This window comes from Nocardioides sp., from assembly GCF_030150155.1.
Taxonomy (GTDB): Bacteria; Actinomycetota; Actinomycetes; order Propionibacteriales; family Nocardioidaceae; genus Nocardioides.
This window is the reverse complement of the sequence record NZ_JASLGR010000016.1, coordinates 150,965-172,358: the sequence shown is the minus strand read 5'-3', so window position 1 is coordinate 172,358 and position 21,394 is coordinate 150,965. Positions and strand designations below refer to the sequence as shown.

20 protein-coding genes are annotated in these 21,394 nt (G+C 71.6%); 10 read left to right on the top strand and 10 right to left on the bottom strand.

All coding sequences use genetic code 11. The features are described 5' to 3' along the window. Positions 1-4 precede the first annotated feature (4 nt). Entirely contained in the window at positions 5-1,822 is a 1,818-nt protein-coding gene (locus Q1V88_RS03965) for a glycoside hydrolase family 13 protein (RefSeq protein ID WP_300678179.1), read from the top strand. Positions 1,823-1,837: 15 nt separating this feature from the next. On the opposite strand, the gene Q1V88_RS03960 is transcribed toward Q1V88_RS03965, so the two are convergent. From Q1V88_RS03960 to Q1V88_RS03945, 4 genes are read right to left on the bottom strand one after another with little or no spacing between them, the layout of a single operon-like run. Further along, positions 1,838-3,367, bottom strand: a complete 1,530-nt coding sequence (locus Q1V88_RS03960) for a metallophosphoesterase (RefSeq protein ID WP_300678176.1) — start codon at positions 3,365-3,367, stop codon at positions 1,838-1,840. Positions 3,368-3,386: 19 nt separating this feature from the next. After that, the gene (rlmB, locus tag Q1V88_RS03955; protein ID WP_300678173.1) at positions 3,387-4,334 is read right to left on the bottom strand and encodes a 23S rRNA (guanosine(2251)-2'-O)-methyltransferase RlmB; all 948 of its coding nucleotides are present in this window, start codon (positions 4,332-4,334) and stop codon (positions 3,387-3,389) included. Beyond that, positions 4,334-5,755: a cysteine--tRNA ligase gene (gene cysS, locus Q1V88_RS03950; RefSeq protein WP_300678171.1), complete on the bottom strand. Its 1,422-nt coding sequence runs from the start codon at positions 5,753-5,755 to the stop codon at positions 4,334-4,336. Before cysS ends, rlmB begins: the two co-directional genes overlap by 1 nt. A 59-nt stretch (positions 5,756-5,814) precedes the next feature. Further along, a complete protein-coding gene (locus Q1V88_RS03945; protein ID WP_300678168.1) occupies positions 5,815-7,368 on the bottom strand; it encodes a molybdopterin-dependent oxidoreductase in 1,554 nt (517 codons plus the stop codon). Between the two features lie 36 nt (positions 7,369-7,404). Here Q1V88_RS03945 and ispF point away from each other — a divergent pair, with 36 nt between their 5' ends. Further along, positions 7,405-7,878 carry a 2-C-methyl-D-erythritol 2,4-cyclodiphosphate synthase gene (gene ispF / locus Q1V88_RS03940; RefSeq protein ID WP_300678165.1) on the top strand — a complete coding sequence of 158 codons (474 nt, stop codon included), beginning with the start codon at positions 7,405-7,407 and terminating at the stop codon, positions 7,876-7,878. Between the two features lie 19 nt (positions 7,879-7,897). On the opposite strand, the gene nirD is transcribed toward ispF, so the two are convergent. Beyond that, complete coding sequence (gene nirD, locus Q1V88_RS03935) at positions 7,898-8,263, bottom strand: nitrite reductase small subunit NirD (protein WP_300678163.1); 366 nt, start codon at positions 8,261-8,263, stop codon at positions 7,898-7,900. Positions 8,264-8,467: 204 nt separating this feature from the next. On the opposite strand from nirD, the gene Q1V88_RS03930 reads away from it, so the two are divergent. Beyond that, positions 8,468-9,139 (top strand): 2-C-methyl-D-erythritol 4-phosphate cytidylyltransferase, encoded by a 672-nt coding sequence (locus Q1V88_RS03930; RefSeq protein WP_300678161.1) that lies wholly within the window; start codon positions 8,468-8,470, stop codon positions 9,137-9,139. A gap of 21 nt (positions 9,140-9,160) precedes the next feature. Here the strand turns inward: Q1V88_RS03930 and Q1V88_RS03925 are convergent, their stop codons facing one another. Then, positions 9,161-9,754 carry a 2-C-methyl-D-erythritol 4-phosphate cytidylyltransferase gene (locus Q1V88_RS03925; RefSeq protein ID WP_300678158.1) on the bottom strand — a complete coding sequence of 198 codons (594 nt, stop codon included), beginning with the start codon at positions 9,752-9,754 and terminating at the stop codon, positions 9,161-9,163. A 2-nt stretch (positions 9,755-9,756) separates the two neighbouring features. Continuing rightward, on the bottom strand, positions 9,757-10,242 hold the full coding sequence (locus Q1V88_RS03920) for a CarD family transcriptional regulator (RefSeq protein WP_300678156.1): 486 nt from the start codon (positions 10,240-10,242) through the stop codon (positions 9,757-9,759). 143 nt (positions 10,243-10,385) lie between these two features. Here Q1V88_RS03920 and Q1V88_RS03915 point away from each other — a divergent pair, with 143 nt between their 5' ends. The 3 genes from Q1V88_RS03915 to Q1V88_RS03905 are packed head-to-tail and all read left to right on the top strand — an operon-like array spanning position 10,386 to position 12,583. Continuing rightward, complete coding sequence (locus Q1V88_RS03915) at positions 10,386-11,132, top strand: hypothetical protein (RefSeq protein WP_300678155.1); 747 nt, start codon at positions 10,386-10,388, stop codon at positions 11,130-11,132. A gap of 30 nt (positions 11,133-11,162) precedes the next feature. Beyond that, positions 11,163-11,837 (top strand): hypothetical protein, encoded by a 675-nt coding sequence (locus Q1V88_RS03910; protein WP_300678149.1) that lies wholly within the window; start codon positions 11,163-11,165, stop codon positions 11,835-11,837. 5 nt (positions 11,838-11,842) lie between these two features. Next, positions 11,843-12,583: a phosphoglyceromutase gene (locus tag Q1V88_RS03905; RefSeq protein ID WP_300678147.1), complete on the top strand. Its 741-nt coding sequence runs from the start codon at positions 11,843-11,845 to the stop codon at positions 12,581-12,583. Between the two features lie 138 nt (positions 12,584-12,721). Here Q1V88_RS03905 and Q1V88_RS03900 read toward each other — a convergent pair whose 3' ends face one another. Next, complete coding sequence (locus tag Q1V88_RS03900) at positions 12,722-13,612, bottom strand: DMT family transporter (RefSeq protein ID WP_300678145.1); 891 nt, start codon at positions 13,610-13,612, stop codon at positions 12,722-12,724. Positions 13,613-13,781: 169 nt separating this feature from the next. Further along, on the bottom strand, positions 13,782-15,266 hold the full coding sequence (locus tag Q1V88_RS03895) for an FAD-dependent oxidoreductase (protein WP_300678143.1): 1,485 nt from the start codon (positions 15,264-15,266) through the stop codon (positions 13,782-13,784). A gap of 26 nt (positions 15,267-15,292) precedes the next feature. Between Q1V88_RS03895 and Q1V88_RS03890 the strand changes: the two genes are divergently transcribed. Genes Q1V88_RS03890 through Q1V88_RS03875 form a run of 4 tightly spaced genes read left to right on the top strand, consistent with a single transcriptional unit; the run spans position 15,293 to position 20,335 of the window. Continuing rightward, positions 15,293-16,492, top strand: coding sequence for a CoA transferase (locus tag Q1V88_RS03890; RefSeq protein WP_300678139.1), 1,200 nt, complete (start codon positions 15,293-15,295; stop codon positions 16,490-16,492). A 26-nt stretch (positions 16,493-16,518) separates the two neighbouring features. After that, complete coding sequence (locus tag Q1V88_RS03885; RefSeq protein WP_300678136.1) at positions 16,519-17,355, top strand: cyclase family protein; 837 nt, start codon at positions 16,519-16,521, stop codon at positions 17,353-17,355. Further along, entirely contained in the window at positions 17,352-18,872 is a 1,521-nt protein-coding gene (locus tag Q1V88_RS03880) for an MmgE/PrpD family protein (RefSeq protein WP_300678133.1), read from the top strand. The genes Q1V88_RS03885 and Q1V88_RS03880 overlap by 4 nt, the downstream gene beginning before the upstream one ends. Continuing rightward, positions 18,869-20,335: a dihydroorotase family protein gene (locus Q1V88_RS03875; RefSeq protein WP_300678130.1), complete on the top strand. Its 1,467-nt coding sequence runs from the start codon at positions 18,869-18,871 to the stop codon at positions 20,333-20,335. The genes Q1V88_RS03880 and Q1V88_RS03875 overlap by 4 nt, the downstream gene beginning before the upstream one ends. A 124-nt stretch (positions 20,336-20,459) precedes the next feature. Here Q1V88_RS03875 and Q1V88_RS03870 read toward each other — a convergent pair whose 3' ends face one another. Then, complete coding sequence (locus Q1V88_RS03870; RefSeq protein ID WP_300678128.1) at positions 20,460-21,383, bottom strand: hypothetical protein; 924 nt, start codon at positions 21,381-21,383, stop codon at positions 20,460-20,462. Between the last annotated feature and the right edge of the window lie 11 nt (positions 21,384-21,394).

Here is a 21,394-nt window from a genome sequence, read left to right as displayed (position 1 = left end):
GTGCATGAGCCTCCCCCACGAGCTGCTGCACGACCCGCACCACGACGGCTCCCCGCTCTACTGCTCCACCCAGACCCCCGGCCTGGGCGAGACGGTCACGGTCCGGCTCCGGCTCGATCCGAGCGATCCGGCGACGCGGGTCTGGCTCCGGACGACGTACGACGCCGAGCCGATCTACCGCGAGGCGACCCGCTCGGCTCCGCAGGGCCAGGCCGACTCGAGCGTCTGGTGGACCGCCGAGGTCGAGTGCCACTCCCCGATCACGCACTACCGCTGGCTGCTGGCCGAGGACGGTGGCGCGCAGCGCTGGCTCAGCGCCGACGGGGTCAGCACCATCGACCCGTCCGACACCTTCGACTTCCGGCTCTCCACCCACGCCCCGGCCCCGGCCTGGACCCGCGACGCAGTGGTCTATCAGGTCTTCCCCGACCGCTTCGCCCGCTCGGCCGCGGCCGACGACCGCCCCACCCCGGCGTGGGCGAAGCCGCAGGAGTGGGACGACCTGCCCAGCCACCGCGGGGACGACGACCGGACCTGGCTGGGCTTCTACGGCGGCGACCTCGACGGGATCGTGGAGCATCTCGACCACCTCGAGGCGCTCGGCGTCACCACCCTCTACACGACCCCGGTCTTCCCGGCGGAGTCCAACCACCGCTACAACGCCAGCACCTTCGACGAGATCGACCCGCTGCTGGGCGGCAACGCCGCCTATCAGCGTCTGGCCGAGGCGCTGGGCGAGCGGGGCATGACCCTGATCGGCGACCTGACCGCGAACCACACCGGCGACACCCACGAGTGGTTCACTTCGGCTCGCGCCACTCCCGAGGCGCCGACCCGCGACTGGTACTACTTCACCAACGACGCCACCGGCGACGAGGCCCGCTACGAGACCTGGATGGGCTACCCGACGCTGCCCAAGCTCGACCACACCAACCCCGCGATGCGTGCGGCCATGATCGATGGCGAGGAGTCCACCGTCGGGCGCTGGCTGCAGGCGCCGTACTTCCTCGACGGCTGGCGGATCGACGTCGCCAACATGAGCGGTCGCCTCGGGGCGATCGACGTCAACCACGACGTCGCCCGCACCATCCGCCACACCATCACCGACCTGAACCCGAACGGCTGGCTGATCGGCGAGCACAACCACGACGCCTCGGGCGACATCGACGGCGACGGCTGGCACGGCACGATGAACTACTCCGGCTTCTCCTGGCCGGTCTGGTCCTGGCTGCGCGCCGAGGAGACCGACGCCCTCCCGTTCGGCCGCCCGGTCGCCGTACCCCGTCGCGACGGTCGCCACCTCGTCGCCGAGCTGCAGCACTGGCGGGCGCGCTACGGCTGGCGCGCCAGCCTGCAGTCGTGGTCGATCCTGAGCTCACACGACTCGGCCCGGATCCGCAGCCTGGTCCGCGACCCGGCCGTGCACCGCGTCGCGGCGGGCCTGCTCTTCACCCTGCCCGGCGTCCCGCTGGTCTTCGCCGGTGACGAGATCGGCCTCGAGGGGGTCAACGGCGAGGACGGCCGCCGCACCATGCCGTGGAGCCACCCCGAACGCTGGGACACCGCCACGATGGAGGTCTACGCGACCCTGGCCCGCCTGCGCCACGAGCACGTCGCGCTCCGTGAGGGCAGCCTGCGGTGGGCGTACGTCGACACGGACGCGATCGCGTTCCTGCGCGAGCACCCCGAGGAGACCCTGATGATCACCGCGAGCCGCACCGCCCAGGCGCCGACCCCCACGCCGCTCGACGGCATCGAGCTGTTCAGCACCGACGCCACCGGCCCGCGACTGACCATCACCGACGTCTCACCCCAGCGTTGACTGCTGGGGAACGCCTCAGTTGGCGGCGTTCAACGGCTTCCACGGGTCGACGGTGAACGCCCCGTTCGAGGCCAGCCGCACCGCCTGCACCCCGATCGGCTTGCCACCGTGGTACGTCACCAGGGACATGCCGGCCTCTCGCCGCGGCTTGGAGCCGAGCGCGAACGCATAGGCCGCACCGCCCGTCGTACCGGTGGTGAAGGACCATCCGGTCCGGCCGTTGGTGCCGGTGACGGGGTCGGGGCCGACGAAGAGGTGGACGTGACCGGCCAGGACCAGGTCGACGCAGCCGCGTTCGAGGGCCTCCGTGCCGGTGTTGGCGTCGTGCACCAGCAGCGTCGAGACCCGCTGGCCGTCATCGTTGGCGGCACACGCGGTGTCGGCGAGCTGGGTGCCGACCTCGGCGATGGTGCGCCCCTTCTGGTCCTTCCAGTCACCCAGGCCCGAGGAGCGCGGGTCGCTCTCGCCGAGCAGGGTGGAGCCGCCAGGGCCGTCGACGACCTGGCCGTCGAGCACCTTCCAGCCGTGCTTGGCCATCGTCCTGGCGACGAAGGAGCCCTGGTCGTGGTTGCCCGCGACCGCCCAGCGGTGCAGGTCACCGAAGGCCGAGGAGACCGAGTCAAGGGAGAACGCCTCCCACTCCGAGCCGGTGGAGGTGTCGTCGCCGAGGTCGTAGACGGCGGTGGCACCCCCGGCGTCACCGACCGCGCGGGCCACGGCGTCCATCCCGATGTTGTCGTGCCGGTCGGTGACGACCAGCACCACGGTGTCGTCCTCGGCGGGCTGGTGCAGGCTGAGGCCGGCCGCAGTGGTGGCGGCCGTGTCGTAGAACGTCCGGCTGCGCGAGTACGAGGAGATCATCGACTCGATCAGACGCTTGGCCTCGGTGCCCGAGACGTCACCCGAGATGGAGACCTTGGCCAACTCGGACGGGACGCTGACCTCGTTGTTGAGGTACTCGGGCAGCGGAATCCAGCTGGTCTCCTCGGTCTCCGAGGCGTCGACCCACGGCTGCCAGGCGGCGACAGCGAGGCACCCGGCCAGGCCGACCACGGCGATCCCGCGACGGCTCGGCAGGTGGGCGATCAGCTCCCGTCGGCGGCGTGCCCCGATCAGGCCCCAGACCAGCATCGGCAGCGCCCCGAGCACGGCCGCACGCAGCCCGGCGTCGATCATCATCGAGCGCAGCACCGAGGCCAGCTTGGCGCGCTCGCCGTCGGCCGAGGACGCCAGGTAGGCGTACCGGTCGACGAGCTCCTCCATGCTGGCCGTGGTGGTCTTGCCCAGCGTCACCTCGACCGCGACCGGGGCCCCGGCCGGGATCCGCACATCGGGCAGCACCGGTCCGGTGTGGACCGTCACCTGGCCGGGGTGGCGCAGCGACAGCGATGGCTCGATGACGGCCTCGTGGGAGAGGAACGTCGCCCTCCGGGAGGTGTGTGAGAGCACCACGAAGAAGGCCAGCACAGCCAGCAGCAGCCAGATGACGACGTACGCCGTCACCCGACCGACCACGGCTCGGCTGGGCTTCCTCCACGTCGGCAACGACGTCATGGTGAACCGGTCAGCGACGCGCGTTGGAGACCGCGTAGAGCACCACGGAGGCGGCGACGGACGCGTTCAGCGACTCGACTGCGTTGACCATCGGGATGGAGACGATCTGGTCGCAGGTCTCGCGCACCAGGCGACCGATCCCACTGCCCTCGGCGCCGACCACGATCACGAGCGGGTCGGTGGCGTACTCGCCGATCTCGGGCAGTTCGAAGTCGCCGTCCATGTCCAGGCCGATCACCTGGCAGCCCGCGTCCTGGTAGGCCTTGAGCTGGCGGGTCATGTTGACCGTCTGGGCGACCTGCATCCGCGCGGCGGCACCGGCGGCGGTCTTCCAGGCCGCGGCCGTCATCCCGGCCGCGCGGCGGTCGGGGACGACGACGCCGTGGGCACCGAAGGCGGCCGCGGAGCGGATGATCGCACCGAGGTTGCGCGGGTCGGTGACGTGGTCGATCGCGACGATCAGCGGCGTCTCGCCACGGTCGGCGGCGGTGTCGAGCAGGTCGTCGGCGTGGGCATACTCGTACGCCGGGATCCGGGCCGCCAAACCCTGGTGGCCGTTGAAGCCGGTGAGCCGGTCGAGCTCGGTCTTGGTCACCTCGAGCAGGGCGATGCCGAGCTCGGAGGCGAGCTGGAAGGCCTCACGCAGACGCCCGTCACGCTCGGCACCCTCGGCGACGTAGAGCGCGTTGGCCGGGACGCCCTCGCGCAGGGCCTCGACGACCGGGTTGCGGCCGATGATCCACTCGGCGTCGGAGGTGGAGCGCTTGCGCTGGGTGCGACGACCGGCGGCCTCGGCGGCAGCCGCGTCCTTGTAGGCCTTGTGGTACGGCCGGTCCTTCGCCTTGGGGGTCGGGCCCTTGGCCTCGAGCCCGCGTCGACGGACGCCGCCGGAACCGACGGTCGCGCCCTTCTTCGACGACTTCTGGATCGCGCCGCGACGCGAAGAATTGCCTGCCATTACGCCAGCCCCCACTTGGGTCCGTTAGGTGTGTCTGTGATCTCGATGCCGGCCGCCTTGAGCTGGTCCCGGACCGCGTCGGCCGCGGCCCAGTCCTTGGTCTCGCGGGCGGCGGCGCGCTGCGCGAGCAGCGCCTGCACGAGGGCGTCGACGGCGTCGGTGAGCTTGGCGCTCTCCTCGTCGGGCCCCGTGGTCCCCCAGGCGTCGTCCGCCGGGTTGAGGCCGAGCACGTCCAGCATCAGCAGCACTGAGCTGGCGGCGGCCTCCAGGCCTGTGGTGTCACCGTCGGCCAGGGCCTTGTTGCCCTCGCGCACGGTGTCGTAGAGGACGGCGACCGCGGCCGGCGTCCCCAGGTCGTCGTCCATCGCCGTGACGAACGCGTCGGGCAGGGCGGCGCCCAGGCCCGCGTCCTCGGGGCCGAGCTCGGCGAACGCGCGGTCGAGGAAGCCCTCGATCCGGCGGAAGCCGGCGGCGGCCTCGTCGAGGGACTCGAAGGAGAACTCGACGTGGGAGCGGTAGTGCGCGGCGACCAGGTAGAACCGCAGCTCGATGCCGCGGTAGCGCTCCAGCACCGACGGGATGGTCAGGGAGTTGCCGAGCGACTTGCTCATCTTCTCCCCCGCCGTGGTGATCCAGGCGTTGTGCATCCAGAAGCTCGCGAAGGCGTGCCCGGCGGCCCGGGACTGGGCCAGCTCGTTCTCGTGGTGCGGGAAGCGCAGGTCGAGGCCGCCGCCGTGGATGTCGAAGGCCTCGCCGAGGTACTTGCCGGCCATCGCCGAGCACTCGATGTGCCAGCCGGGGCGACCGGGGCCCCACGGGCTCGGCCACGACGCGGTCGCCGGCTCGGTGGCCTTGCGGCCCTTCCACAGCGCGAAGTCGCGCGGGTCCCGCTTGCCGCGGGGGTCGGCGTCACCGGCGTCGACCATGTCGTTGATCGACTGGTGGGTGAGCTCGCCGTACTGCGCCCAGGAGCGCACGTCGAAGTAGACGTCGCCAGAGCCGTCGGCCGCCGGGTAGGCGTGGCCCCGCTCGATCAGCGTCTCAATCAGGGTGACCATCTCGGGGATGTGGCCGGTCGCGAGCGGCTCGTACGTCGGCGGGGCGACGTTGAGGCTGGCGTAGGCACGGGTGAGCTCGCGGTGCATGTCGTAGGCGAGGTTGAACCACGCTCGCCCCTGGTCGGCCGACTTCGTCAGGATCTTGTCGTCGATGTCGGTGACGTTGCGGATGAACGTGACCTGGTAGCCGCTCCAGCGCAGCCAGCGCTGCAGCACGTCGAAGTTGACGCCGCTGCGCACGTGGCCGACGTGCGGCTCGGACTGGACGGTGAGACCACAGACGTACAGCGAGACAGTGCCGTCGACGAGGGGGACGAAGTCACGGACCTCGCCGGTCTGGGTGTCGTGCAGCCTGAGTGTCACCCGGCAAGTCTAGGGAAGCCGGGCCGGTTCCGCCCTTTCCTGGCCGGATCGGCCACCGATCAGCCGGACACCTCGAAGCTCACCGTGTGCCATCCGCTGGCGCCGTCGGGTGCGGGGGCCGCGACCACCCCGGTCTGGACCTCCCCGTCGGCGCCGACGGCCCGCACCCGGACCTGGTGCGACCCTGCGGCGAGACGGGCCGCGTAGCGCCACTGCACCCAGGAGTCGATGGTCGGGTCGGCGGCGAGGGTAGCGGCCGTCCAGGCGCCGCCGTCGACGCTGACCTGGACCGCGGAGATCCCGGTGTGCTGATGCCAGGCCGTCCCCGCCAGCACGCACCTGCCGTCGGCCGCAGGCCGCAGCGTCGCCCCCTGCGCCGGTACGTCGACGCGCGAGGCGATCTTGATCGGACCCTGTGCGCTCCAGCCCAACGGCGTCCAGTAGCCCTGGTCGGCCTCGAAGGTGGTGACCTTGAGGTCCACCACCCACTTGGTGCCACTGACGTAGCCGTAAAGCCCGGGCACGATCACCCGCACCGGGAAGCCGTGCTCGATCGGCAGCGGCTCGCCGTTCATCGCCACCGCCAGCAGCGCGTTGCGCTCGTCGGTCAGGGCCTCCACCGGGGTGAGGCAGGTCCAGCCGTCGCTGCTGGTCTGCAGGACCCCGTCGGCACCGGCCTTCACCCCGGCCTCGGCCAGCAGCGGGGCGATCCGCACCCCGCTCCACCAGGCGTTGCCGATCAGGCCGCCGCCGACGTCGTTGGAGACGCAGCACAGCGTCATCCAGTCCTCGGTCAGGGTGCGGGCGAGCAGGTCGTCGAAGGTCAGCTCGATCTCGCGCTCGACCATCCCGTGGATCCGCAGCCGCCAGCCCGACGGGTCGAGGCTCGGCGGCAGCAGGGCGGTGTCGATCCGGTAGAAGTCGCCGGCCGGGGTCAGCCACGGCGGCTGTCCGGCGACGTGCTGCTCCACCCCGGCAGGGACGACGGGCTGGGTGACGCCGGGCAGGCGGAGCGCGGCACGGGCCTGCTCGACCCGGCGCCGTCCCTGGCCGACGTACCGGCTGGCGACGGCGGCGACCACCGTGACGCCGACGCCGAGCCCGCCACGGACCAGGAAGGAGCGTCGCGAGCTCGCGTCCCAGCGCACCTGGCCGTCGGGTGCCGGCGGGTCGTCGGGGTCGGGCAGCAGCACGATCAGGTGCGGGAGCACGACGAGCCAGACCACCAGGCCGACGGCGAGTGAGAGCGGTCGGGCGCCGAGCGGACCCGGCTGGACGGCGATCGCAGCCAGGCCTACCGCAGCGAGCACCACCATCGCGGTCATCGCCCAGACCAGGGTGCGCAACGTCGCCAGGGCAGCGATCACGACCGTGACGACGACCACCACGCCGGTGACCAGGAGCGGCTTGTCGGCGTGCCCGACGGCCCGGATGGCGCGTTCGGCCAGCGGGCCGGGGGCGTGCCGGATGATGAAGGTGCCGACCGCCTCGACGGGTGAGTCCTTGGTGCTGATCAGCCGCGAGACGACCTGCGCGAGGGCCAGGCCGAGCAGCGCGGTGAGCGCTCCGGCCCCGGCCCGCAGCCAGCGATGGCGCTGCACTCGTCGGTCCACCCCTTGATTGTGCTCGCCCGATGGGAGGATGGGGAGGTGATCCCCCGTATCGGCCTCGGCACCGACGTCCACCGCCTCGTCCCCGGGGTCCCGCTCCACCTGGCCGGGCTGGCCTGGCCCGACTCCGAGGTCGGCCTGGAGGGTCACTCCGACGCTGACGTCGCCGCGCACGCCTGCTGCGACGCCCTGCTCTCGGCCGCGGGCCTGGGCGATCTGGGGTCGAACTTCGGCACCGCCGAGCCGCAGTGGGCCGGCGCTGCCGGTGCCACCCTGCTCGCCGAGACCGCCGCGCGGGTGCGGGCCGCCGGGTTCGAGATCGGCAACGTCGCGGTCCAGGTGATCGGCAACCGCCCGAAGCTCGGCCCGCGCCGGGCCGAGGCCGAGGCAGCGCTGTCGGCCGCCGTCGGCGCGAGCGTCACGGTGAGTGCGACCACCACCGACGGCCTGGGCCTGACCGGTCGCGGCGAGGGGGTCGCCGCGCTGGCGACGGCCCTGATCGTGCCCGCCTGAGCCCCCCGGACGGGGCAGGTCAGGCGACCCGCGGACCCACGAAGACGGTGCCCTCCTCGAGCCTGACGCCGTAGGCCGGCACCGAGAAGTGCGCGTCCTCCAGGCAGACCCCGGTGCGCAGGTCGAAGGCGTGCCGGTGCGCCGGTGAGGCGACGAACGGGATCTCGCCGCGCAGGCCGACGATCCCCTTCGCGATCCCCGACGCCTTGGCGAACGGATCGTGGTTGCCCAGGGCGAAGACGTGGTCCTCGCCGTCCAGACAGAGCCGGAACAGCGCGATCGCCTGGCCGTGGACGAGCGCTGTCGCGCCGCGTTCGACCTCCAGGTCGGCCACCTTGCAGACCGGCTGCCATTCCTCGGTACGGGTGAGGGCGCGCGGACTCATGCCACCTGACCCCCTCGTGTCGTCGCCCCGAGGGTCCTCCCGAGCGGTAGCCCCATCGCTGCCTCCTGTGTAGGTGACACGAACCTAGGGAGCGCGTGTTCGGGGCCTGTAACGCCTTGTTACAGCCAGGAAAACGTTGCCCGGAGACGTCGCTGCCGCGGCCCGGATGGGGTGCCACGCCGCCGAGGTTCTAGGGTCGGGGCCATGTCTGCCGCGGTCGTCGTCCTCGCCGCCGGCTCGGGCTCCCGGGTCGGTGCAGCGGTCAACAAGGTCCTCCTCCCGCTCGGTGACACGACGGTGCTCGGGATGTCGCTGCGGGCCGCGATGCGCACCCGTGACGTACGCCGGATCGTGGTCGTCCACCGCGACGGCGAGGCCGAGGCGGTGGCCGAGGCGATCCGCGCCGAGCTCGGGGACGGCGAGGTCCGCCTGGTCGTCGGTGGCGCGACCCGGCACGGGTCGGAGTGGCAGGCCCTGCAGGTGCTCCGTGCCGAGATCGAGTCCGGCGAGATCGACGTGGTCGCGATCCATGACGGCGCCCGCCCGCTGGCTTCCCCGGAGCTGTTCGACCTCACCATCGCCGTCGCGGGCGAGGTCGGCGGCGCGATCCCGGCAGTGCCCGTGACCGGGCTGATCGAACGCGGCACGCTGCGCCCGCACACCGGCCTGGTCGGCGTACAGACGCCGCAGGCCTTCCGTGCCGGGCCGCTGCTGGCGGCCTACGCGGCGGCGGCTGCGGAGGGGTTCGAGGGCACCGACACGGCAGCGACGCTGGCCCATGCCGGGGAGATCACGATCGCGGCGGTGCCGAGCTCGCCGCTGAACCTCAAGGTGACGTTCCCCGAGGACGTGACGACCGTGGCAGCCCTGCTCTGAGCACTGCCTTCCGCGCCGGCCTCAGAGGCCGGAGCGGCCCTGGGCAGCCTGGGCGGTCTGGGCCTCCAGCAGGCGGACCTCGTCGGCAGTGGCGACCCGACGTGCCTCGGCCGGTGCCTCCAGGGTCTCGATGGTGAAGCCACGCTCGGCCAGGAGCCCCACCACGGCAGCGAAGTCGGTGGTGCCGGGGCCCTCGCCCAATGCCGCGACCGCCTCGGCGGGCAGCACCAGCGGACTGGCCACCTGCCAGAGACCGTCACGGTCGACGGTCCCTCCGATCGCACCGGCGGCCAGCTCCTTGACCGTGTCGGTGACGGGGCGCACACCCACGACGACCGCGTCGGTCTCCTCCGAGCGCACGATCGCCTCGGCGATGAAGGAGGCCGGCGTCATCGGGCAGAGCACGTCGTGGATCGCGACCCGCTCCCCCGAGACCGTCAGCGCCGGCCACGGGGTGTCGAAGTCGACCAGGGTGACGCCGGCGTCGCCGAGCGCCCAGGCCGCACAGGCGACCAGGGACTCCCCGTGGATGAGGCCAAATGGGAGCGACCCCCGGTCCGTCTCGACGACGAAACCGAGGGTCGGCTCAATGCTGAGAATGTCGATGGTGCCCACGTTCAGGACGCGAGAACCTCATCGAGCATGGCCTCGGCCTTGTCCTCGTTGGTCTTCTCGCACAGGGCGAGCTCCGACACGAGGATCTGGCGCGCCTTGGCCAGCATCCGCTTCTCACCCGCGGAGAGCCCGCGGTCACGCTCGCGGCGCCAGAGGTCACGGACGACCTCGGCCACCTTGTTCACATCACCGGAGTGCAGCTTCTCCAGGTTGGCCTTGTAACGGCGCGACCAGTTGGTCGGCTCCTCGACGTGCGCGGCACGCAGGATCTCGAACACACGGTCCAAGCCGTCACGGTCAACAACATCCCGGACGCCGACCAGGTCGAGGTTGCCGGCCGGCACCCTCACGACCAGGTCCTGCTGAGCGATAATCCTCAGGACGAGGTACTGCCGCTCCTCTCCCTTGATGGTGCGCATCTCGATGTCCTCGATGATCGCGGCACCATGATTTGGATAGACAACGGTCTCGCCGACAGTGAAAGTCATAAGTCGTAGAACCCCTTCCTAAGGCCGCCAGTCTACCACGAATTCTCAGGGTCGATTCCGGCGTTTTTGCAGGTCAGAGGCCATATGCCCCTCAACCCAGGGGTTGACAGATGAGGGCGACCTGTGGTGGAAAGGCCTTCATCATGGCCTCCGCGACCTTTCCCCAGACCGCCCTGAGGCGGATCAACGCGACCACCGCCGCGCTCCTGATCCGCGCTGCTCATCCGCGCCAGGCCTTCTTCATCACCCTGGCGCTGACTCTGGCTGCGGCCCTCTCGGGCAGGCCCGGGCGCGAGGTGGCGCTCGTCGCCGCGACGGTCCTGGTCGGGCAGCTCATCCTGGGCTGGCAGAACGACCTGGTCGACGCGGCCGCCGACCAGCGCCACCAGCGGATCAAGCCGATCGTCGACGGCCTGGACCGCTCGACGCTCTCCTTCGCGATCAGCTGCGCGGTGCTGCTGCTGATCCCGCTGGCCGTCAGCAACGGCCTGATGGCCGGAGCCTGCTTCGGCGTCTCGATCCTGGTCGGGGTGCTCGGCAACCTGCGCAACGGCCTGGTCCGGATGGGTCCGCTCAGCTGGGTCCCGTGGGCGATCTCGTTCGGCCTCTATCCGGCCTTCCTGTCGTACGGCGGCTGGGGCGGCCAAGCCACCGGCGAGGCCCCCTCCCTCACCCTGACGGCGCTCTCGGCGCTGCTCGGGATCGGCGTCCACGTCTTCACCGCACTGTGGGGCCTGGTCGCCGACGACGCTGATCATTGGCGCTACCTGCCACTGTGGCTGGCACGTCGTACAGGCGCCACGACGGTGCTCCTGGGGAGCATCGTGTACCTCGGAATCATCGGCACCGCGATCGCCGTTGTGGCCCAACAGAGTGGACTGGGTGCGTAGATTCCTATGGACACCGCTAGCATGTCGGCCGTGATGAACGTTCGCCGCAAGCTCGCTCTCGCCGTCGCCGCTGCCGCTGTTGCCGTTCCGGCTCTCAGCGCGTGCAGCCTCAGTGGTTTCGACTACGCGACGGACCGCCCCAACGTGATTGCCAACGGCGGTTACTACATCGAGGGCCCGATCCACGTCCTCGCCGCGCGGATCATCGCGCCGAGCGACGGCACCGGCACCTTCGTCGCCACGATCACCACCGACCCGACCTCGAAGACCGTCGAGTTCGACGGCCTCGAGGGCGTCACGGCGGAGAAGTTCGCTCCGGTCGAGCTCAAGCCCAACGGCATCGCCAACCTCTACACCGAGGGCGGCGTCGCCGTGACCGGCGACTTCAAGGCCGGCCAGATCGTTCCCGTGACGGTCTCCTTCAACGACGGCACCCGGATCAAGGTCGGCGCCGTCGTCGTCACCCAGTGCCACGAGTACGCCGACCCGTCGGTCGCCCCGTCGGTCACCAAGGGCAAGGCCTCGGCCTCCGCCGACGCCACTGCCTCCGCCGACGCCACTGCCTCCGCTGACGCCACCGCGTCGGCCGACGCCTCCGCGAGCGCCTCGGAGTCCACCAGCGCCGCGCTCAGCTCCGAGGCCGACGCCGGTGCGTACGCGTGCACCTACCCGTCGATCCCGGCGCTGTCCGAGAGCGACCACTGAGCTCCATGACGTACACCCTGATCCTGCTCCGCCACGGCGAGAGCGAGTGGAACGCGCTCAACCTCTCCACCGGCTGGGTCGACGTCAACCTGACCGACAAGGGCCGCGCCGAGGCCACCAACGGTGGGCAGCTGCTCGCCGACCGCGGCATCCTGCCCGACATCGTGCACACGTCGCTGCTGCGTCGGGCGATCAACACCGCCGCGATCGCCCTCGACACCGCCGACCGTCACTGGATCCCGGTCAAGCGCGACTGGCGGCTCAACGAGCGCCACTACGGTGCACTCCAGGGCAAGAACAAGTCCGAGACGCTGCAGAAGTTCGGCGAGGAGCAGTTCAACCTCTGGCGCCGCTCCTACGACGTCCCGCCGCCGCCGCTGGACGCCGACTCGGAGTTCTCCCAGGCCCACGACGTGCGCTACGCCGACATCGACGTGCCCGCCACCGAGTGCCTCAAGGACGTCGTCGCCCGGATCGTGCCGTACTTCGACGAGCAGATCGCGCCCGACCTGCAGGCCGGCAAGACCGTCCTGGTCACCGCTCACGGCAACAGCCTGCGCGCCCTGGTCAAGCACCTCGACGGGATCTCCGACGCCGACATCGCGGCGCTCAACATCCCGACCGCTCAGCCCCTGGTCTACCGCCTCGACGAGAGCTTCACGCCGCTCGTCGCCGGTGGCGAGTACCTCGACCCGGAGGCCGCTGCCGCTGCTGCCGCCGCGGTCGCGAACCAGGGCAAGCAGTAGCCGACTTCCGGGTTCACCACGGCCGACTTCCGGGTTCACCACCGTCGAGATCCGGGTTCACCACCGTCGAGATCCGGGTTCACCACGTCACGAAGCCCCGAGCCGCCTGGCTCGGGGCTTCGTCGTTCTCCGAACGTGTCAGCGAGGTGCCGGACGGTGCCGCGCGACACCGACGCCGACCAGGGCGATCACCCCACCGACGTACGCCAGCAGTGCCGGCGTCTCGCCCAGGAACACCGCGGCCAGGGCGATCGAGATGACCGGCACCAGGTAGGTCGAGATACCCAGCTGTGAGGCTGAGAGGTGGCCGAGGGCGTAGCCGTAGGTGGTGAACGCGACCGCCGTCGGGAACACGCCGAGGAAGACCAGCCACAGGATCGACGACGTCGGCGCCGCGCGCAGGTCCGTGACCAGCTGGCCGACCCACGGCAGGGTCGCGACCGCACCGATCGAGCACGCTAGCCAGGTCAGCTGGATCGCGGGGATCCGACCGGCCAGCGGCTTCTGCACGACCAACGAGATCGAGTACGCCGCCACCGAGATCAGACACAACGCGACCCCGACCACCGAGCCCTCTCCCCCGCCACCGGAGGAGAACGCGATCACGACGACGCCCGCGAACGCCAGCACGAGTCCGAGGCCGACCCAGCGGGTGAACCGTTCGCCGAGGAAGATCGCGGCCAGCACCGCGATCACGACCGGAGAGAGCTGCAGCACCAGGGCCGCCGTACCGGCATCGATATGCCGCTCGCCGGTGTTCAGAGCGACCATGTAGACGGCGTACCAGAGCAGGCCGATCACGACGATGCGCAGCCACTGGCCGGGGGCGGGTGCGACCAGTCGGGCACGGCCGCGGGCACGAGAGACCAGCACGAGGGCGCCGAGGCAGAGCGAGCCGACGAGCATCCGGCCCAGAGCCAGGGCGCCGGGGTGGAAGTCGTCGGCGAGGTGGCGGATCGCGACGAAGGCCGAGGCCCAGAAGACGAGCGTGGTGAGGACCGCTGCCAGCGGCAGCCAGGGGCGTTGCACCGATCCACCCTAGGGAGTCGCGGGCACCGTGCTCCACTCGTTATCGGGGCACGGCGGCCGGCGGTGTGGCGAACCCGGAACTCGGCCGTGGCGAACCCGGAACTCGCGCGTGGCGAACCCGGAACTCGCGCGTGGCGAACCCGGAACTCGCGCGTGGCGAACCTGGATCTCAGCGGTGGTGAACCCGGAATTCGGCTAGGTGGGTGCCGAGGAGGCGTCCCAGGGTGAGGGCCGGGGTGAGCATCATCCCGGAGCAGAAGCTGTTGCCGCAGGTCGCCCCGGCGCCGATCACCTCGCCGACGGCGAAGAGGCCGGGGATCGTCTCCCCCGATTCGGCAACGACAGCGCAGCCGGCGTCGATGTCGAGCCCCTGGAAGGTCACCAGCGTGATCGCGTGGTTGCGGATCGCGTAGAACGGTCCGTGCTCGATCCGCGACGGCAGGTGGGTGCGCCCGAACTCCGGGTCCGCGCCGGCGTCGACGTACCCGTTGTAGCGCTCGACCGTCGCGGCGAGACCCGCCACGTCGATCCCGGCGGCCGACGCCAGCTCCTCCAGGGAGTCAGCCGCATGCACCCCCGGACGGGTGTTGCACATCCGCCGTACGTCGTCGGGCTCGGCCCCCACCACGATCTGGCGGGTGCCGCCCGAGGCCAACTCCAGGGCGGCATCGTCGAAGATCGTCCAGAAGGTCTGGGCGGACACCCCGATCAGGGCCCGCTCCTTCTCGTCGATCGACTCCTCGTCCTCGGCGACCCAGCGCTGCCCGGCGGCATCGACGTAGATCTCGGCCGGGGGCCGCTCGGCGGTGAGGCGTTGCCGGTCGTTCCAGTTCGCCCGGCCCGGGCTGGTCGGGTCGGGCAGGCCGCCGAAGGTGGGCAGGTAGGTGCCGGCGCCCTGGAGTCGCGCACCGACCGACAGCCCGAGGTGGAGGCCGTCGCCGGTCGACGTACGGGCTCCGGCAGAGACCAGCGGAGCGCCCTCCAGCTCCTCGAACAGCTCCGCATCCCCGGCATAGCCGCCGGTGGCGATCACCACGGACCCGGCGCTGACGGCGACCTCCCGGCCCGAGCGGAGCACCCGCACCCCGGACACCCCAACGCCCGCACCGGCGCCCGCATCCGCACCCGGCTCCCCCTCGATCAGCTCGATCAGCTCGGTCACCGGCGAGTCCAGCCAGATCTCCAGGTCACCCTCGGCCTGGCACGCGGCCACCTCGGCCTCCAGCACGCTCAGGATCGACATCCCCTCGTCCACGCCGTAGTACGTCCGGGCGGTCCCGTACGGCTCGTGCCCGTAGACGATCCGCGGCGTCTCGGGAGCGAACGCGAAGCCACGCTCGTCGAGCCAGTCGATCGTCTCGGCGGCATGGGCGGTGACCAGGTCGCGCAGGTCGGTCCGGGCGGTGCCGTGGCTGATCCGGTCGATGTCAGCGCGGTGCGCCTCGACGGAGTCCTCGATCCCGGCGGCCCGCTGGCGGCGCGGGCCGGCAGCGGCCAGGTGCCCGCCGGACAGGTGCAGGGTGCCGCCGAGGCGACGGTCCTTCTCCACCACCAGCACCCGGGCGCCACCGCGGGCGGCCTGGAGGGCACAGGCCAGGCCGGCAGCACCGGCTCCGACCACGACGACATCGACGGTGAACTCAGCCTCACGCATGACAATAGATGATATATGATCAACCCATGAGTGACGGCCCTCTCACCGGCATCCGTGTCATCGATGCCTCGACGATCCTCGCCGGCCCGCTGGCCTGCCAGATCCTCGGGGACTTCGGCGCCGAGGTGATCAAGATCGAGCACCCGACCAAGCCCGACGGGATGCGCGGCCACGGTCCCTCGGTCGACGGCACCCCGATCTGGTGGAAGGAGGTCGCCCGCAACAAGCAGACCCTGGCGCTGAGCCTCTCGGCCCCCGAGGGTGCCGAGCTCTTCCTCGCCCTCGCCCGGACCGCCGACGTGATCGTGGAGAACTTCCGTCCCGGCACCTTCGAGAAGTGGGGGCTGAGCCCCGAACGGCTGCACGCCCTCAACCCCGGCCTGATCCTGGTCCGGGTCACCGGCTTCGGTCAGAGCGGCCCGTACGCCGCCCGCGCCGGGTTCGGCACCCTGGCCGAGTCGATGAGCGGCTTCGCCCACCTCACCGGCCAGCCCGACGGCCCGCCCACCCTGCCCGCCTTCGGCCTGGCCGACTCGATCGCCGGGATCGCCGCCTCCAGCGCGATCTCGATGGCGCTGCTGGCCCGCGAGCGCTCCGGGGACGGCGCCGGACAGGTGATCGACCTCGACCTGCTCTCCCCGATCATGACCGCCGTCGGTCCCGGCCCGACCGTCTTCGCCCAGACCGGCGAGGTCGGGATGCGGCACGGCAACCGCTCCACCAACAACGCGCCGCGCAACACCTACCGGACCTCCGACGACCACTGGGTCGCGATCTCGACCTCGGCGCAGGCGATCGCCGAGCGGGTGATGGTCCTGGTCGGCCACCCCGAGGTGATCGAGGAGCCTTGGTTCGCTGCGGGCAACACCCGCGCCGAGCACACCGAGGAGCTCGACGAGATGGTCGGCTCCTGGATCGGTGCCCGCACCCTCGACGCCGTGGTCACCGCCTTCACCGAGGCCGGTGCCGCGATCGCGCCGATCTACTCGGCCCGCGACATCGTCGCCGACCCGCACATCCGCGCCACCGAGATGCTGACCGAGGTCGAGGACGAGGACTTCGGCGACCTGCTCCAGCACAACGTGCTCTGGCGGATGTCGGGCACGCCCGGCTCGATCCGGTTCACCGGACGCCGCCACGGCGCCGACACCGACGAGATCCTCGCCGGCCTCGGCCTGCCCGAGGACCGCATCGCCGACCTGCGCGACCGCCAGATCATCGCCTGACCCGCCCGAACCGACCCGAGGACCTCGTGACCAGCATCGACCCCACCACCGCCCAGCTCCTCTCCGCCGCCGCGGCGGGCCTGGAGATCTTCGACCTCGGCCGCACCCTCACCGTCGGGATGCCGCAGTCGCCCAACCACCCGGCGTACTGGCACGCGATGCCGCGCCGCCACGGCGACATGGTCCGCTCCGACGGCGGCTCGGCCGCCAACGACATGATCTCGATGGGCACCCACGTCGGCACCCACGTCGACGCCCTCGCCCACGTCTCCCAGGACGGCAGGCTGTACGGCGGCACGGACGCCGAGGCCGCACAGGTGGGCGGCAAGTTCGTCGAGCACGGTGCCCACACCATCGCGCCGATGGTTCGGCGCGGCCACCTCCTCGACGTCCCGACCACGCTCGGCGTCGGGCGTCTGGAGCCGGGCCAGGAGATCACCGTCGCCGACCTGGAGGCGACGCTGGCCGCGCAGGGCAATGGGATCGGCACGGGCGACGTGGTGATCATCCGCTCGGGCTGGGGCCAGCACTTCGACTCCGGCGACGGTGACGCCTACCGCGGCCTGTCCACCGGCGTCCCCGGGGTCTCCGCCGCCGGCGCCACCTTTCTGGCCGACCTCGGCGTGCACGCCCTGGGCGCGGACACCATCGCCTTCGAGCAGCTCGCCCCCGGCGCCGGCCACGGTCTGCTGCCTGCCCACCGGGTGCTGCTGGTCGAGCGCGGGATCTACATCATCGAGGCGATGGACCTCGAGGCCGTCGCCGCTGCCCGGAAGCACGAGTTCCTCTTCGTGCTGAGCCCGCTGAAGTTCTACGGCGCGACCGGCTCACCGGTGCGGCCGCTGGCGGTGGTCGGCGCATGACCTCCGACCTCAGCAGCTACACCCCCGCCGCCGATGCCCAGCCGGCCGGCAACCCGACCGGCGAGCCCGGCGGTGGCCCGACCCTGGCCCAGCAGCTCGCCGCCTTCGCCCGGCACGTCGCCGTGCACGGCGTACCGCAGGAGGTGGCGGCGTCGGTGGGCCAGCGCACGCTCGACATCCTCGGGCTCTGCGTGGCTGCGCACCGGCTGCCGACGTCGGCCGCAGCGATCGGGCACGTGCTCGACCAGGGCGGCCACCCGCAGGCCACGATCGTCGGCCTGGAGCAGCGGGTCAACGCCGGGCAGGCGGCCTTCGCCAACGGGGTGCTGGCGCACTCGCTGGACTACGACGACACCCACCTGCCGTCGGTGCTGCACCCGAGCGCGAGCGTCGTCCCGGCGGCCCTGGCCGCCGCCGAGCACGCCGGCGCCTCGGGCGAAATCACCACCCGCGCGATCGCGGCCGGACTCGAGGTGGCGGTCCGGCTCGGGATGGCCGGCTACGACGCCACCTTGGGCAACTCGGTCTTCTTCGAGCACGGCCAGCACGCAACCTCGATCACCGGGGCGATGGGGTCGGCGGTCGCCGCCGCGATCGCCTACGGCCTTGACGAGACCGGCATCGCCGACGTCCTCGGCCTGACCGCCTCGATGGCCTCGGGCGTGATCGAGGCCAACCGCACCGGCGGCACCGTGAAACGGCTGCACTGCGGTGTCGCGGCCGAGGCCGGGATCAACGCCGCGCTGCTGGTCAGGCGTGGCTTCACCGGTCCGCCGACGGTGCTGGAGGGACGCTTCGGCTTCTTCCAGGCGTGGCTGCACGGGCAGTTCTTCCCCGAGGCGATCACGTCGGGCCTGGGCACCGAGTGGTCGGTGCCGGGGATCTTCTTCAAGCCCTACCCGGCCAACCACTTCACCCACACCACCGTCGACGCCGGCCGTGCCTTCGCCGCGGCCGGGATCACCCCGGCCGACGTGGCCGAGGTGGTGGTCGGCGTGGCCGGGTCCACGGTGCGCACCATCGGCGAGCCGCTGGAGGTCAAGCGCACCCCGGCGACCGGCTACCAGGCGCAGTTCTCCGGGCCGTACGCCTTCGCCGCCGGACTGATCGGCGGCGGTGGCCTGGCGACCGGGCTGGACGACTACACCGATGCGCTCGCCACCGATCCGCTCCGGCGCGACCTGATGGCCAAGGTCACCGTGGTCGCCGACGAGCGGTGCGACGCGATCTACCCGTTCCAGTTCCCGGCCGTCGTACGGCTACGGACGACGGACGGCCGTGAGCTGGTCGAGGAGGTGCTGACCAACCGTGGTGGGCCCGCCCGGCCACTGTCGGCCGCCGAGCTCGGCCGGAAGTTCGCCGACAACGTCGCCGGGCGGCTCGCGCCCGCCACCGCCGCCGCGGTCAGCGCCGAGATCCTCCGCCTCCCCGAGGTCGACGACCTGAGCGCCGCCCTCGCCCCCCTTGCCACCTTCATCCCCACCACCGACACCACCGACCACGAGGAGTCCCTGTGAGCGAGCTCGACCTGATCATCACCAACGTCCTGGCGGTCCTGCCCGGCCAGGCCGAGCCCCAGGCCGTCGACCTGGGGATCACGGACGGCCGGTTCACCCGGATCGAGGCCGGGCTCGACCCCGCGCTGGCCGCCACCGTCGTCGACGGCCGTGGTCGTACGGCGTTCCCCGGCGTGGTCGACGGCCACCAGCACTGGGGGATCTACAACCCGCTGCCGACCGACGTGGCCAGCGAGTCGCGGGCGTGCGCCCAGGGGGGCGTGACCACCTCGCTGTCGTACATGCGGACCGGGCAGTATTACCTGAACAAGGGCGGCGCGTACGCCGACTTCTTCCCCGAGGTGCTCGCCCAGACCCACGGCAACGCCCTGGTCGACTACGCCTACCACCTGGCCCCGATGAGCAAGGAGCACATCGAGGAGATCCCGGCGCTGGTCTCCGAGCACGGCGTCACCTCGTTCAAGGTCTTCATGTTCTACGGCAGCCACGGCCTGCACGGACGCAGCACCGACCAGTCGTCGTTCCTGATGACCCCCGAGGGCGAGCGCTACGACTACGCACACTTCGAGTTCGTGATGCGGGGCATCCAGCGCGCCCGCGAGGCCCACCCCGAGATCGCCGACCAGATCTCGCTGTCCCTGCACTGCGAGACGGCCGAGATCATGGCGGCGTACACCAAGATCGTCGAGGAGGAGGGCTCGCTGAGCGGCCTGCCGGCGTACTCCGCCTCCCGCCCGCCGCACTCGGAGGGCCTGGCCGTCACGATCGCGTCCTACCTGGCCCACGAGACCCAGCTGCCCACGATCAACCTGCTCCACCTGACCTCGCGCAAGGCCGTCGAGGCGGCGCTGACGATGGCCGCGGCGTTCCCGCACATCGACTTCCGCCGCGAGGTCACCGTCGGTCACCTGCTGGCCGACTGCGACACCGCGCACGGCGTCGGCGGCAAGGTGAACCCGCCGCTGCGCCCGCGCGAGGACGTCGAGGCGCTGTGGGACTACGTGCTCGACGGCACCATCGACTGGGTCGTCTCCGACCACGCCTGCTGCAAGGAGGAGCTGAAGTTCGGCGACCCGGCCGACGACGTCTTCCTGGCCAAGTCGGGCTTCGGCGGCGCTGAGTACCTGCTCGCCGGGATGGTCTCCGAGGGCACCAAGCGCGGGCTCTCCTTCGGCCGGATCGCGGAGCTGTGCGCGACCAACACCGCCACGCGCTACGGCCTGGGCGGGCGCAAGGGCGCGATCAAGGTCGGCCTGGACGCCGACCTCGCCCTGGTGGACGTCGACCACACCTGGACCGTGCACGCCGCCGACTCCGAGTCCAGCCAGGAGTACACCCCATTCGAGGGTGCGACCCTGAGCGCCAAGGTTACCGACACCTTCCTGCGTGGGACGCAGATCCTGACCGACGGCGTCGTCACCGATGCCGCTCCGGGCGGGCAGTACCTGAAGCGTCCCCTCTGATCGGTTCCACCACCGCGTCAGCCCGGTCCCGTCAGGGGCCGGGCTGTGGTGTGTCGGGGCGGGGCCGGTCAGGGCAGGGCCGGCGGTCACCTCGCCCGGAGGAGCCCGTCGACGCCGTACGCCGTCACCGGCACTCGACCACCAGGTGCGGCGCCCCGATCGGCGAGGTCAGGGCCACCGCGCGACACCGCCCGAACGGCGCCAGGTCGACCTCGACGACCTCGCCGGAGCGCCCCGCCCGGGCGCGTACGTCGTCCAGCTCGTCGGTCACGATCACCAGGCCCAGCACCCCGCGGGCCGGAGCCACACTGCGACCGGCCAGCGAGCCGCCGGTCCCGGCGGGCAGGCCGTAGTCGACCAGGTTGACGTAGGTCTGCTCCCGGCTCGGGCCGAAGGCGCGAGCGCGCACCCGCAGTCGCTCCTCAATGCCGATCAGCCGGGAGAACGAGGTGTCGTCGAAGTCGCACTCGTACACCACGCCCCAGCCGAAGACATCGGCATAGAACGCCGTGGTCGCTGCCGCGTCGGTGAGTGGCAGGGAGATGCTCAGCGGCTCCGAGACGGTCCGGTCCTGCACCTCGGCGAACTCGGCGAAGAACTCCCGCGGCCCGCTGAGCAGGGCGGTCATGACGTGGTCCGCCCCGGCGTGGTGGGCCTCGCGGAACGCACCCTCGGCGACCTCGTAGGCAGCCGTCGAGCTCGCCATCGGGTACCCGACCCGGCCCATGTGGGCGAGCGCGGCATCGAAGTCGGGGGCGTAGAAGTCGATCACCCGGAAGGCGTCGAGGTGGAGCCGGGTCGCCTCGCCGCGCAGTGGCTCCCCGGGGGCGGCGAAGCGGACCAGCACGACGCCGGCCTGGACGCCCGGCGTGGGCAGCGCCTCGATCTCGGTCCACGCCCCGGCGGCCCTGCCGAAGAGCGCCGCGGTCGTCGCGTCGTCGAGCCGGGTCGGGGCCGACGCGGCCAGGCCGAAGGCGGCCGCGAGATGGTCGCGGTGGGCCTGCGGGTCGTCGGTGGAGATCAGCGGTCCGTAGAGACGTGAGGCCATTAATATATTAT